At 60.1% G+C, this 13,940-nt stretch carries 10 protein-coding genes and 2 tRNA genes; 9 read left to right on the plus strand and 3 right to left on the minus strand.

What is annotated here, in order from left to right; genetic code table 11:
- Positions 1 to 26 precede the first annotated feature (26 nt).
- Both QMX88_RS07170 and QMX88_RS07175 read right to left on the minus strand, forming a co-directional pair.
- Positions 27 to 113, minus strand: a tRNA-Leu gene (locus QMX88_RS07170).
- A 195-nt stretch (positions 114 to 308) separates the two neighbouring features.
- Positions 309 to 395, minus strand: a tRNA-Leu gene (locus QMX88_RS07175).
- A gap of 213 nt (positions 396 to 608) precedes the next feature.
- Between QMX88_RS07175 and rnr the strand changes: the two genes are divergently transcribed.
- Together rnr and rlmB are read left to right on the plus strand one after the other, a co-directional pair.
- Positions 609 to 3,227: a ribonuclease R gene (rnr, locus tag QMX88_RS07180; protein ID WP_282367748.1), complete on the plus strand. Its 2,619-nt coding sequence runs from the start codon at positions 609 to 611 to the stop codon at positions 3,225 to 3,227.
- Positions 3,224 to 3,973, plus strand: coding sequence for a 23S rRNA (guanosine(2251)-2'-O)-methyltransferase RlmB (gene rlmB, locus QMX88_RS07185; RefSeq protein WP_282367750.1), 750 nt, complete (start codon positions 3,224 to 3,226; stop codon positions 3,971 to 3,973). The genes rnr and rlmB overlap by 4 nt, the downstream gene beginning before the upstream one ends.
- Before the next feature lie 3 nt (positions 3,974 to 3,976).
- On the opposite strand, the gene QMX88_RS07190 is transcribed toward rlmB, so the two are convergent.
- Positions 3,977 to 4,138: a hypothetical protein gene (locus tag QMX88_RS07190; protein ID WP_282367752.1), complete on the minus strand. Its 162-nt coding sequence runs from the start codon at positions 4,136 to 4,138 to the stop codon at positions 3,977 to 3,979.
- A 100-nt stretch (positions 4,139 to 4,238) separates the two neighbouring features.
- Here QMX88_RS07190 and rpsF point away from each other — a divergent pair, with 100 nt between their 5' ends.
- The 7 genes from rpsF to QMX88_RS07225 all read left to right on the plus strand — a co-directional run bounded on the left by rpsF (position 4,239) and on the right by QMX88_RS07225 (position 13,838).
- Entirely contained in the window at positions 4,239 to 4,661 is a 423-nt protein-coding gene (rpsF, locus tag QMX88_RS07195; RefSeq protein ID WP_065987796.1) for a 30S ribosomal protein S6, read from the plus strand.
- Positions 4,662 to 4,689: 28 nt separating this feature from the next.
- Positions 4,690 to 4,920 (plus strand): 30S ribosomal protein S18, encoded by a 231-nt coding sequence (gene rpsR / locus QMX88_RS07200; RefSeq protein WP_037015707.1) that lies wholly within the window; start codon positions 4,690 to 4,692, stop codon positions 4,918 to 4,920.
- Between the two features lie 38 nt (positions 4,921 to 4,958).
- Complete coding sequence (locus QMX88_RS07205) at positions 4,959 to 5,855, plus strand: hypothetical protein (RefSeq protein ID WP_282367762.1); 897 nt, start codon at positions 4,959 to 4,961, stop codon at positions 5,853 to 5,855.
- A 19-nt stretch (positions 5,856 to 5,874) separates the two neighbouring features.
- Positions 5,875 to 6,321, plus strand: a complete 447-nt coding sequence (rplI, locus tag QMX88_RS07210) for a 50S ribosomal protein L9 (protein WP_122533812.1) — start codon at positions 5,875 to 5,877, stop codon at positions 6,319 to 6,321.
- Positions 6,322 to 6,471: 150 nt separating this feature from the next.
- Complete coding sequence (dnaB, locus tag QMX88_RS07215; protein WP_065987793.1) at positions 6,472 to 7,869, plus strand: replicative DNA helicase; 1,398 nt, start codon at positions 6,472 to 6,474, stop codon at positions 7,867 to 7,869.
- A 127-nt stretch (positions 7,870 to 7,996) separates the two neighbouring features.
- Positions 7,997 to 10,297: a YgiQ family radical SAM protein gene (locus QMX88_RS07220; RefSeq protein ID WP_282367766.1), complete on the plus strand. Its 2,301-nt coding sequence runs from the start codon at positions 7,997 to 7,999 to the stop codon at positions 10,295 to 10,297.
- A gap of 247 nt (positions 10,298 to 10,544) precedes the next feature.
- Positions 10,545 to 13,838, plus strand: coding sequence for a transglutaminase family protein (locus tag QMX88_RS07225; protein ID WP_282367768.1), 3,294 nt, complete (start codon positions 10,545 to 10,547; stop codon positions 13,836 to 13,838).
- Positions 13,839 to 13,940: the final 102 nt, after the last annotated feature.

The following is a 13,940-nucleotide window of genomic DNA, read 5'->3' on the forward strand; positions in this document are numbered from 1 at the left end:
GAGCACTTGGCTCGGTTTTGTTTGTTTGGTGCCCAGAAGAAGACTCGAACTTCCACGACCTTGCGGTCACCAGCACCTGAAGCTGGCGTGTCTACCAATTTCACCATCTGGGCATGGCGCTGATTTAATTAGATTTTTCGTGGGAGTGCAACTGAATTTTTGAATTTCTTCGGGAGGCGGTTGAGCGATTCATTTGCCGCGTGGGACAGGGCAGGGAGAAGTGATCTACGCTGAGGGCAGTTTTGCCAGGCTTGACTTTTCAAACCGCAAAATGCACAAAACCGAGCCTAAGCTCGGTTTCGTTGAAATGGTGCCCAGAAGAAGACTCGAACTTCCACGACCTTGCGGTCACCAGCACCTGAAGCTGGCGTGTCTACCAATTTCACCATCTGGGCAGTTCGTTGATTTCATTCGATATTTCGTTTGATTTCAACTACAACTTGGCAGTGCCGTCGTTGTGGGGCGCATCTTACGGAGGAGATTGAAGGCTGTAAAGCCCCCGTGCAAAAATAATTTGAAATAGCGAAAAGTCCCAGCAAATGCTGTCTTCGCGTTTCAATCTGGTATATGCCAAACTAATTACATCCAGATAAGGTGAACTCATTCTAATGGCCGATTGGCAGTCCCTCGATCCCGAGGCCGCTCGTGAAGCGGAAAAATACGAAAACCCCATCCCTAGCCGTGAGCTGATTCTGGCGCACCTTTCCGAGCGCGGTTCGCCCGCCGCCCGTGAGCAGTTGGTGGAAGAGTTTGGCCTCACGACTGAAGATCAGATCGAGGCCTTGCGGCGTCGGCTCCGCGCCATGGAGCGCGATGCGCAACTGATTTACACCCGCCGCGGCACGTACGCGCCGGTCGACAAGCTGGACCTCATTCTGGGCCGCATCAGCGGTCACCGTGACGGCTTCGGCTTCCTGGTGCCAGATGACGGCTCCGACGACCTGTTCATGAGCCCTGCGCAAATGCGTCTGGTGTTCGATGGCGACCGTGCACTCGCGCGCGTCTCGGGTCTGGACCGTCGCGGTCGCCGGGAAGGCGTGATCGTCGAAGTCATTTCCCGTGCACACGAAACCGTGGTGGGTCGCTACTTCGAAGAAAGCGGCATCGGTTTCGTCCAGCCGGACAACCCAAAAATCCAGCAAGAAGTGCTGATTACCCCAGGCCGTAACAACGGCGCCAAGATCGGTCAGTTCGTCGAGGTGAAAATCACCCACTGGCCGACACCGCGCTTCCAGCCCCAAGGTGACGTGGTTGAGGTGGTGGGCAATTACATGGCGCCCGGCATGGAGATCGATGTCGCGCTGCGTACCTACGACATCCCTCACGTCTGGCCTGAGGCTGTGCTGAAAGAAGCCGCCAAGCTCAAGCCAGAAGTGGAAGAGAAGGACAAGGAAAACCGCGTCGATCTGCGTCACCTTCCGTTCGTGACCATCGACGGTGAAGATGCCCGCGACTTCGACGATGCCGTTTTCTGCGAAGCCAAGCCCGGCAAGCTGCGCCTGTTCTCCGGCGGCTGGAAGCTCTACGTGGCGATCGCCGACGTATCGAGCTATGTGAAGCTTGGCTCGGCGCTCGACGCTGAGTCTCAGGTGCGCGGCAACTCGGTGTATTTCCCCGAGCGCGTGATCCCGATGCTCCCTGAGCAGCTGTCCAACGGCCTGTGCTCGCTGAATCCGCTGGTTGATCGTCTGGCAATGGTTTGCGAGATGACCATCTCCAAAACCGGCGAGATGACTGACTACGTTTTCTACGAAGCCGTGATCCACTCCCATGCGCGTCTGACCTACAACAAGGTCAGCTCGATGCTGGAGCATCCAAAAGCCGCCGAAGCCAAGCAGCTACGCGAGCAATATGGCGATGTCGTGCCGCACCTGAAGCAGCTTTATGCACTGTACAAAGTGCTGTTGGGCGCCCGGCACGTTCGCGGTGCCATCGATTTTGAAACCCAGGAAACCCGGATCATTTTCGGGACCGAGCGCAAAATCGCCGAGATCCGCCCGACCACTCGCAACGATGCGCACAAGCTGATTGAAGAGTGCATGCTTGCGGCCAACGTAGCGACTGCAGCGTTTCTCAAGAAACACGAGATCCCTGCGCTGTATCGCGTCCACGACGGTCCGCCGCCCGAGCGTCTGGAAAAGCTGCGTGCCTTCCTCGGCGAGCTGGGTCTTTCCCTGCACAAGGGCAAAGACGGCCCGACGCCGAAGGATTATCAGGCGCTGCTCGAAACCATCAAGGACCGTCCGGATTACCACCTGATCCAGACTGTCATGCTGCGCTCGTTGAGTCAGGCGGTGTACAGCTCTGATAACCATGGCCACTTCGGCCTGAATTACGAAGCGTATACCCACTTCACCTCGCCGATTCGTCGCTACCCGGACTTGCTGACTCACCGGGCGATCCGCAGCGTGATCCGCTCCAAGCAGGAAACGCCGCACGTTCGTCGTGCCGGTGCTCCCGTCATTCCGAAAGCGCGCATCTACCCGTACGACGAAGCGATGCTTGAGCAGTTGGGCGAGCAGTGCTCGATGAGCGAGCGCCGTGCCGATGAGGCCACCCGCGACGTCACGAACTGGCTGAAATGCGAGTTCATGAAAGACCGCGTTGGCGAGTCGTTCCCGGGCGTGATCACGGCTGTGACCGGCTTTGGTCTGTTCGTCGAGCTGACCGATATCTATGTCGAAGGCCTGGTTCACGTCACCGCATTGCCGGGTGATTACTACCACTTCGATCCGGTCCACCATCGTCTGGCCGGCGAGCGCACAGGCCGCAGCTTCCGCCTGGGCGACACCGTTGAAGTGCGCGTCATGCGTGTTGATCTTGACGAGCGCAAGATCGATTTCGAAATGTCCGAGAAGACCACCAGCGCACCGATCGGCCGCAAACGTCGGACGTCCGAGCCTGCCGCGGCAGAGAAGGGCAAGGATTCCAAGGAATCGTCGTCTGCTTCCAAGTCCGGTCGCCGGACCGCGAAAGAGCCTGTTGCCGAGGCCTATCGGCCAAGTGATGCGGCTGCCAAGAACGCAGAAGTGCGCAAAAGCCGTGAAATGAAGAAAGCGCTGCTGACTGAAGCCAAGGGTGGTAGCAAGGCATCGTCGGGAAAGTCGACGAGTGATTCCGCTGGCGCCTCCGGTAAGTCGAGCAAGCACCGCAAGGGTTCGTCGAAATCGGGCTCGGCTTCTTCTGCAAGCAGTGGCAGTGTTCGCAAACCTAAGGCCAAGTCATGAGTCAGCTGGAAAAAATCTACGGTGTTCATGCCGTAGAGGCGCTTTTGCGTCATCACCCGAAGCGGGTCAAGCAGATCTGGCTGGCTGAAGGGCGCAGCGATCCACGGGTTCAGGTGCTCATCGAGCTCGCTGCGCAGAATCGCGTGTCGGTGGGGCAGGCCGAGCGCCGCGAGATGGATGCCTGGGTTGAGGGCGTTCACCAGGGCGTGGTGGCGGATGTCAGTCCGAGCCAGGTCTGGGGCGAGGCGATGCTCGACGAGCTGCTCGACCGCACCGAAGGTCCGCCGCTGATCCTAGTGCTGGATGGCGTCACCGATCCGCATAACCTGGGCGCCTGCCTGCGGACTGCCGATGCGGCCGGTGCGCTGGCGGTGATCGTGCCGAAAGACAAGTCCGCGACTTTGACGCCGACCGTGCGGAAAGTGGCGTGCGGCGCGGCCGAGGTCATTCCTCTCGTGGCCGTGACCAACCTGGCGCGCACGCTGGAAAAACTCCAGCAACGCGGCCTGTGGGTTGTCGGTACCGCAGGTGAGGCCGAGCAAGAGTTGTATCAGCAGGACCTGACTGGCCCGACCATCCTGATCATGGGGGCTGAAGGCAAAGGCATGCGCCGCCTGACCCGCGAGCATTGCGATTATCTGGTACGTCTGCCGATGGCGGGTAGCGTCAGCAGCCTCAACGTTTCGGTCGCGACAGGCGTCTGCCTGTTCGAAGCCCTGCGCCAGCGCTCGGCTGCCAAGAAGTAGTCGTCAGTAGCGAGCTGCAAGCTGCAAGCTGCAAGCCTCAAGCTCGAGCCAGTCACGCTCCGGCTTGTAGCTTGTAGCTTGTAGCTCAAAGCCATTGTTCAAATATTCACCAATCTCCTTGCGCCCCTCCAACCCCTTCTCTACAATCGCGTCCCTTGCTGTCATGGCAGGTGCTCATGTGCCTGTTCCTGTGCAAGATAAACCAGTGTTATTCACTCCTTGTCTGACCGCTTTGGCGGCAGGCTACAACCCGTAAGGAGCATTCATGCGTCATTACGAAATCATCTTTCTGGTTCACCCGGACCAGAGCGAGCAAGTCGGCGGCATGGTAGAGCGTTACACCAAGCTGATCGAAGAAGACGGCGGCAAGATCCACCGTCTGGAAGATTGGGGCCGTCGTCAACTGGCCTACGCAATCAACAATGTTCACAAGGCTCACTACGTGATGCTGAACGTTGAGTGCACTGGCAAGGCTCTGGCCGAGCTGGAAGACAACTTCCGTTACAACGATGCCGTGATCCGTAACCTTGTCATCCGTCGCGACGAAGCTGTTACTGGCCAGTCCGAAATGCTCAAGGCTGAAGAAAACCGCAGTGAGCGCCGTGAGCGTCGCGACCGTCCTGAGCACTCCGACGCCGATGGCGCCGATGGTGATGACAGCGACAACAGCGATAACGCTGACGAGTAATCCACGGACCTTTTGAGGAGCCCATTACATGGCACGTTTCTTCCGTCGTCGTAAATTCTGCCGCTTCACAGCTGAAAATGTGAAGGAGATCGATTACAAAGATCTCAACACCCTGAAAGCCTACGTATCTGAAACCGGCAAGATCGTTCCTAGCCGCATTACTGGTACCAAAGCTCGTTATCAGCGTCAGCTGGCTACCGCTATCAAGCGCGCCCGCTTCCTGGCCCTGTTGGCCTACACCGACAGCCACGGCCGCTGAGACCAGGTAGTCGACAAACGCAGTAAGGGATAGATCGCATGCGCGCCATGGCTGAATTCATCATGCGCGGCCGCATGCAGGCCACTCTCGTAGTGGTTGGATGTGCGGCATTGCCGCTGTTGTTCTGGTTGAGTGCTGCCGCAGGTTGCCTTGTGCTCCTGCGACGCGGGATGAGTGACGCCTTAGGCGTCCTCGCCTGGGCTCTGCTGCCGGCTTTGGTCTGGTGGTATTTCGGTGAACCCCGCACCCTGATGGTGTTGCTGGGTTCTTGGGGGTTGGCCGCCGTGTTGCGTGCCAGCGAGTCCTGGGTCCGCGTGCTGCTGGTCAGCGTAGCGGTTGGATTGTTGTATGCAGTGGTTCTGGGCGCGGTGTTTCGCGAGCCCATCGAAGCCATGGCGGGAGAGCTGCAAAAGCTCTTGCCCCACGTCTTTGGTGATGTCTACCAGCAGATGTCGGTAGATGAGCGAGCGCGTCTGGGGGCACTGATTACACCCGTCCTCAACGGCCTGATTGCAGCGTTGTTGCAGATCGTCAGCGTGGTATGCCTGATCCTTGGGCGGTACTGGCAGGCGTTGTTGTATAACCCGGGCGGTTTCGGGCGCGAATTTCGCAGCCTCAAACTCCCGCGGGCACCGATGCTGGTGCTGCTGGTGTGCATGTTGGTGGGGCCGAACTTCGGTCCTCAACTGGCGATGCTGACACCGTTGTGCAGCGTACCGCTCATGTTCGCGGGCCTGGCCCTGATTCACGGTCTGGTGGCTGCAAAGCGCCTGACACGGTTCTGGCTGGTGGGGTTGTACGTCACGCTGTTGCTGTTCATGCAGCTGATCTATCCGTTGCTGGTGGTGATTGCCATTGTCGACAGCCTGATTGATTTTCGCGGCCGTCTGGCGTCGAAAGATGCCGATAACGGTTCTGCGAACGGTGAAGGTTAAAGTTAAGAGGTTTTACCAAATGGAACTCATCCTGCTGGAAAAAGTCGCCAACCTGGGCAACCTGGGCGATAAAGTAAACGTTAAGGCTGGCTACGGTCGTAACTTCCTGCTGCCTTTCGGCAAAGCAACCGCTGCAACCGCTGCCAACGTGGCCGCGTTTGAAGAGCGTCGTGCAGAGCTGGAAAAAGCTGCCGCCGAGAAGAAAGCTTCTGCTGAAACTCGTGCTGCCCAACTGGCTGAGCTGGAAGTGACCATCACTGCCACCGCTGGTGACGAAGGCAAGCTGTTCGGTTCGATCGGTACTCACGACATCGCTGACGCACTGACCGCCTCTGGCGTTGAAGTGGCCAAGTCTGAAGTTCGTCTGCCGAACGGCACCATCCGTAACGTTGGCGAATACGACGTAGCCGTGCACCTGCACAGCGATGTTGAAGCTACCGTTCGCGTTGTTGTTGTAGCTGCTTAAGCAGTATGGTTTCTGCGCTTCGGTGCAGAAGTCTGACCGACTGACGACTCGCTCCTCGGTCGGTTAGCATTGGGCACGTTCCTGTTCGCAGGTCGTGCCCTTTGTCATTTCTGAGTATCCTGATTCAACCCCCCTGATTTCCGTGTGGCCATGAACGACATCTCCGCTCCCGAGCAATATGATCTGCAAACCGCTGCCCTGAAGGTGCCGCCGCATTCCATCGAGGCCGAACAGGCCGTGCTCGGTGGTTTGATGCTGGACAACAACGCCTGGGAGCGCGTGCTTGATCAGGTGTCGGATGGCGATTTCTATCGTCATGACCACCGTCTGATATTTCGCGCCATCGCCAAGCTGGCGGATCAGAACCAACCGATCGACGTCGTCACCCTGGCCGAGCAGCTCGACAAGGAAGGCCAGACCTCCCAGGTCGGCGGCCTGGGTTACCTGTCGGAACTGGCGAAGAACATTCCGTCCGTCGCGAACATCAAGGCCTACGCCCAGATCGTTCGTCAGCGCGCGACGCTGCGCCAGTTGATCGGCATCAGCACCGAGATTGCCGACAGTGCGTTCAACCCGGAAGGGCGTACCGCTGAAGAGATTCTCGACGAGGCCGAACGGCAGATCTTTCAGATCGCCGAGGCGCGGCCCAAAACCGGCGGCCCGGTCAGCGTCAACGACCTGCTGACCCGTGCGATTGACCGCATCGATACGCTGTTCAATATCGGCGACGGCATCACTGGCCTTTCCACGGGCTACGCCGACCTGGATGAAAAGACCAGCGGTTTGCAGCAGTCTGACCTGATCATCGTCGCAGGCCGTCCGTCGATGGGTAAGACCACCTTCGCGATGAACCTTGTGGAAAACGCGGTGCTGCGCAGCGACAAGGTGGTTTTGGTCTACTCGCTAGAGATGCCAGGCGAATCGCTGATCATGCGTATGCTTTCGTCGCTAGGCCGTATCGACCAGACCAAGGTACGTTCCGGTCAGCTGGATGACGATGACTGGCCGCGCCTGACGTCGGCGGTCAACCTGCTCAACGACCGCAAGCTGTTCATCGACGACACGGCTGGCATCAGCCCGTCGGAGATGCGTGCGCGTACGCGGCGTCTTGTCCGCGAGCACGGCGACATCGGCCTGATCATGATCGACTACCTGCAGCTGATGCAGATCCCGGGCTCGAGCGGGGATAACCGGACGAACGAGATTTCCGAGATCTCCCGTTCCCTCAAAGCGCTCGCCAAGGAATTCAATTGCCCGGTGGTCGCGCTGTCCCAGCTGAACCGCTCCCTCGAGCAACGTCCCAACAAGCGCCCGGTGAACTCTGACTTGCGGGAATCCGGAGCGATCGAGCAGGACGCCGACGTCATCATGTTCGTGTACCGGGATGAGGTGTATCACCCCGAGACCGAACACAAGGGCATCGCTGAAATCATCATCGGCAAGCAGCGGAACGGCCCGATCGGGTTCATTCGGCTTGCGTTCATCGGCAAGTACACCCGCTTCGAAAACCTCGCGCCGGGCAGTTACAACTTTGATGATGATGAGTAGGTAGCCGGTTCAGGGCTAACCACTAATCCGACCTGTGCCGTCGGATTTGATCAAAATTTGTGCTATTCTCCGCGCCCGCGAATTTCCAAGCGAAAATCGCCCCCAGACACGAACACTGGTCATCGATATGCAAGCAGCCAAGCCGTTATTTGACTATCCGAAGTACTGGGCCGAATGTTTCGGACCAGCGCCTTTCCTGCCCATGAGCCGGGAAGAAATGGATCAGCTTGGCTGGGATTCCTGCGACATCATCATTGTCACGGGTGATGCCTACGTCGATCACCCGTCGTTTGGCATGGCAATCATCGGCCGGCTGCTGGAGTCCCAGGGCTTCCGCGTCGGGATCATTGCGCAGCCTGACTGGAAGTCAAAAGACGACTTCATGAAGCTCGGCGAGCCGAACCTGTTCTTCGGCGTCGCGGCCGGCAACATGGATTCGATGATCAACCGTTACACCGCCGACAAAAAGATTCGGTCCGACGATGCGTACACGCCGGGCGGTATGGCGGGCAAGCGTCCGGACCGTGCGAGTCTTGTCTACAGCCAGCGTTGCAAGGAAGCCTACAAGAACGTGCCGATCGTTCTGGGTGGCATCGAAGCATCGCTGCGCCGCATCGCTCACTACGACTACTGGCAGGACAAGGTACGGAACTCGATCCTGATCGACGCCTGCGCCGATATCCTGCTGTACGGCAACGCCGAGCGGGCCATCGTCGAAGTGGCCACTCGCCTGTCCTATGGCGAGACGATCGAAAGCATCACTGACGTGCGCGGCACGGCATTCATTCGTCGTGATACGCCGGAAGGCTGGTACGAAGTCGACTCCACGCGTATCGACCGTCCAGGCAAGATCGACAAGATCATCAACCCGTACGTGAACACTCAAGACACCCAGGCCTGCGCCATCGAGCAGGAAAAGGGTGACGTCGAGGATCCGAACGAAGCGAAGGTCGTGCAGATTCTGGCGAGCCCGCGCATGACCCGCGACAAGACGGTCATCCGGCTGCCGTCGATGGAGAAGGTCCGTAACGACCCGGTTCTGTACGCTCACGCCAACCGCGTCTTGCACCTTGAGACCAACCCGGGCAACGCCCGGGCGCTGGTCCAGAAGCACGGCGAAGTCGACGTCTGGTTCAATCCGCCGCCCATTCCGATGACCACCGAAGAAATGGACTACGTGTTCGGCATGCCTTATGCGCGCATCCCGCACCCGGTGTACGGCAAGGAGAAGATCCCGGCCTACGACATGATCCGTTTCTCGGTGAACATCATGCGCGGCTGCTTCGGCGGCTGTACGTTCTGTTCGATCACCGAACACGAAGGCCGGATCATCCAGAACCGTTCCCACGATTCGATCATTCGCGAAATCGAAGAGATCCGTGACAAGGTCCCCGGCTTCACCGGCGTGATTTCCGACCTCGGCGGGCCGACGGCGAACATGTATCGCATCGCTTGCAAGAGCCCGGAGATCGAATCCGCGTGCCGCAAGCCGTCGTGCGTGTTCCCTGGCATCTGCCCGAACCTGAATACCGATCACTCGGCATTGATTCAGCTGTACCGCAGCGCCCGTGAACTGCCCGGCGTGAAGAAGATTCTGATCGCCTCCGGTCTGCGTTACGACCTGGCTGTCGAATCGCCCGAGTACGTCAAGGAGCTGGTCACCCACCACGTCGGCGGTTACCTGAAGATTGCGCCTGAGCACACCGAAGAAGGTCCGCTCAACCAGATGATGAAGCCGGGCATTGGCAGCTATGACAAGTTCAAGCGCATGTTCGAGAAGTACTCCAAGGAAGCGGGCAAAGAGCAGTACCTGATTCCTTACTTCATCGCGGCCCATCCGGGCACGACTGACGAAGACATGATGAACCTCGCGCTGTGGCTCAAGGGCAATGGCTTCCGTGCGGATCAGGTGCAGGCGTTCTATCCGTCGCCGATGGCCAGTGCGACGGCCATGTACCACTCCGGCAAGAACCCGCTGCGCAAGGTCACGTACAAGAGCGACTCGGTCACCATCGTCAAGAGCGAAGAGCAGCGCCGTCTGCACAAGGCGTTCCTGCGCTACCACGATCCGAAGGGCTGGCCGATGCTGCGTGAAGCGCTGGAGCGAATGGGCCGTGCCGATCTGATCGGGCCGGGCAAGCATCAGCTGATCCCGCTGCACCAGCCGGAAACCGACACCTATCAGAGCGCGCGCCGCAAGAACTCGACGCCGGCCGGTAGCCACAAGGTTGCCAGGACCACCAAGATCCTGACGCAGCACACCGGCTTGCCACAACGCGGCAGCGACGGCAGCAAACCTTGGGACAAGCGCGAAGAGGCCAAGGCCGCGGCGGCTGCTCGTAACAAGCAGGCTGCCAAGGATCGCTCGGATGCGGCCAAACCCGGCAAAGGTAAGAAGCCAACGCGTCAGCCGGTCTTTCCACGCTAACGCCCTCGCGCCAACGCTTCTTCGCTCCACCAAAACGCCAGCTTTCGAGCTGGCGTTTTGCATTCCGGTGCAAATAACCCCACCCGCCTCATTTCCGTGCGACCCTTGCACCATTCGTTGAAGCGGGCGCGATTTTGGTGCTGTGCTTGGCTGAACAAGCTACCTCCACGCCGGAGGCGCCTGATTTGCCGGGGTGGCATAAGTCTTGCGCAGCTCCGTTACCGTCCAGGCTCGCAGGAGGCACGCCGTGTCGATTCACATTGCCTTGCACCATGTCACGCATTACCGCTACGAACGCGCGGTTGAGCTGGGTCCGCAGATTGTCCGTTTGCGCCCGGCGGCCCACAGCCGCACGCGCGTGTTGTCGTATTCGCTGAAAGTCCTTCCTGAAAACCACTTCATCAACTGGCAGCAGGACCCGCAGGGGAATTACCTGGCGCGGTTAGTGTTCCCGGAAAAGACTGACGAGTTGCGCATCGAAGTGGACCTGGTCGCCGAAATGGCGGTGTTCAACCCCTTCGATTTCTTCCTTGAGCCCTACGCCGAGAAGATCCCGTTCACTTACGCCCGCGAAGAGCATCACGAGCTGCAGCCCTATCTGGAAAAGCTGCCGCTGACCCCAAGATTCCAGGCGTATCTGGACAGCATCGACCGCACGCCGATTCCGGCGATCGACTTTCTGGTCGGCCTCAACCAGCGTCTGGCCAATGACATCGGTTACCTGATTCGTATGGAGCCGGGCATTCAGACGCCGGAATACACCCTGGAAAACGCTTCCGGTTCCTGCCGCGACTCCGCCTGGTTGCTGGTGCAGTTACTGCGACATCTGGGTTTGGCTGCGCGGTTTGTGTCCGGGTATTTGATTCAGCTCAAAGCCGATGTGAAGGCGCTGGATGGACCGTCCGGCACCGACGTTGACTTCACGGATCTGCACGCCTGGTGCGAGGTGTATCTGCCCGGCGCTGGCTGGGTGGGCCTTGACGCTACGTCCGGCTTGTTTGCCGGTGAGGGTCACATTCCGCTGGCGTGCAGCCCCGAGCCGTCTTCGGCGGCGCCGATCAGTGGCATGGTCGAGCCCTGCAACACCGAGTTCACCCACGAGATGTCGGTGCAGCGTATCTGGGAGGCGCCCCGCGTCACTAAGCCCTACACCGAAGAGCAGTGGCAGGACATTCAGGCGCTGGGCCGGCAGATTGATAACGACCTGATGGCACACGACGTGCGCCTGACCATGGGCGGCGAGCCGACCTTTGTGTCCATCGACGACCGTGACGGGGATGAATGGAACACCGCCGCACTGGGGCCGAAGAAGCGTCTGCTCTCGGCCGAGCTGTACCAGCGCATGCGAGATCATTACGCGCCCCAGGGCATCGTTCATTTTGGTCAGGGCAAGTGGTACCCCGGTGAGCAATTGCCGCGCTGGTCGCTGAACTGCTTCTGGCGTAAGGACGGGCAACCGGTGTGGCGCAACAACGCGCTGGTTGCTGACGAAACCCGGGACTATGGCGCCGACAGCGAGATGGCGGGCAGTTTTCTGCGCAGCGTGGCCGAGCGGCTGAAGCTGCCGGCGCGCTACGTTTTCCCGGCCTACGAAGACCGTTTCTATTACCTGTGGCGTGAGGGCGCGCTGCCCAAAAACGTCAGCGCCGAAGCTTCGCGTCTTGAAGACCCGCTCGAACGCGAGCGCCTTCGCAAAGTGTTTTCCCAAGGGCTGGACACCATCATCGGCCACGTGCTGCCGCTGGCGCGAACCGCCGCCGACGATCATTGGCAGAGTGGTCGCTGGTACCTGCGCGACGAGCATTGCCGTCTGGTGCCGGGGGACTCCGCGCTGGGCTATCGCCTGCCACTGGCTTCCCAGCCTTGGGTCAAGGCGGCGGAATACCCGTACATCCACCCGACCGACCACAACCAGGCATTTGCCGAGTTGCCCGACCGCGACGAGGTTCAGTCGCGACTGGACGGCCTGGCAGAGCAGAGCGACCCGGGCGTCGAGCGCGAACCCGAGATCGACGAGTCCGCCGATTGGCTGACCCGCACCGCCTTGAGCGCCGAAGCGCGGGGCGGGCGGTTGTATCTGTTCATGCCGCCGCTGCAATCCCTTGAGGCCTATCTGGAACTGGTCGCCGCCATCGAAGCGACGGCCGAGGACATGCACTGCCCGGTGTTGCTGGAAGGGTACGAGCCGCCGAGCGATCCGCGTCTGGCGAACTTCCGCATCACCCCGGATCCGGGCGTGATCGAAGTGAACGTGCAGCCGTCGTCCACCTGGGATGAGCTGGTCGAACGCACCGAGTTTCTCTACGAACAGGCGCGTCTGACCCGGCTGACCACCGAGAAATTCATGATCGACGGGCGCCACACCGGCACCGGCGGCGGCAACCATTTTGTCCTCGGTGGCGCAACGCCGGGCGACTCGCCCTTCCTGCGCCGGCCGGATCTGCTGCGCAGCCTGTTGAGTTACTGGCATAACCACCCGTCGTTGTCCTACTTGTTCTCCGGATTGTTCATCGGCCCGACCTCGCAGGCACCGCGTGTCGACGAAGCGCGCAACGACTCGTTGTACGAGCTGGAAATCGCCTTCTCGCAAATGCCCGAGCCGGGCGAAGAATGCGCGCCGTGGCTGGTGGACCGGCTGCTGCGCAACTTGCTGATCGACGTGACCGGCAACACCCACCGCGCCGAATTCTGCATCGACAAGTTGTACTCTCCCGACGGTGCGACCGGCCGGTTAGGCTTGCTGGAACTACGCGCCTTCGAGATGCCGCCCCACGCGCGCATGAGTCTGGCGCAGCAGCTGTTGCTGCGGGCACTGGTCGCGCGTTTCTGGCGCGAACCCTATGCACCGGCGAAACTGGCGCGCTGGGGCACCGAGCTGCACGACCGCTTCATGCTGCCGCATTTCATTGAGCAGGATTTCGCCGACGTCATCGCCGAGCTCAACAGCGCCGGTTATCCCGTGCGCGCGGAGTGGTTCGCGGCGCATCTGGAGTTTCGCTTTCCGAAGGTCGGCGATTACACCGTCAGCGGTATCGAGCTGGAGCTGCGCCAGGCCCTGGAGCCGTGGCACGTGTTGGGCGAGGAGGGTGCAGCGGGTGGCGCGGTTCGTTATGTGGACTCATCACTGGAGCGCTTGCAGTTGAAGGTCACCGGCCTGCCACCGCAGCGTTACATGCTCACCTGCAACGGCGTGCCGGTGCCGCTGCGACCGACCGGGCGCGTAGGCGAGTTCGTCGCGGGGGTGCGTTATCGCGCCTGGCAGCCGACCAATGCCTTGCAGCCGACGATCCCGGTGCATGCGCCGCTGGTTTTCGACATTCTCGACACTTGGATGCAGCGTTCGCTGGGGGGCTGCGAGTATCATGTCGCCCACCCTGGCGGGCGCAATTACGAAACCCTGCCGGTGAATGCCAACGAAGCGGAAAGCCGACGTCTGGCGCGGTTCTTCCGGGTCGGACACAGTCCCGGCAAACTGGACGTCCCCACGCTAACCCTCAACGATGAACTGCCGATGACCCTGGATTTGCGCCTGCATCGGTAATCGCGCCGGCGGCCTGACGTGGGGTCAGGTCGCCGTGCCGCACGTCTAAACATGGAAAGCGCCCCTGCGTGTCATGTTGTCTGCGCTACTCTGAGCGCAGTT

It is taken from the genome of Pseudomonas sp. PS02290, from assembly GCF_029960075.1.
Lineage (GTDB): Bacteria > Pseudomonadota > Gammaproteobacteria > Pseudomonadales > Pseudomonadaceae > Aquipseudomonas.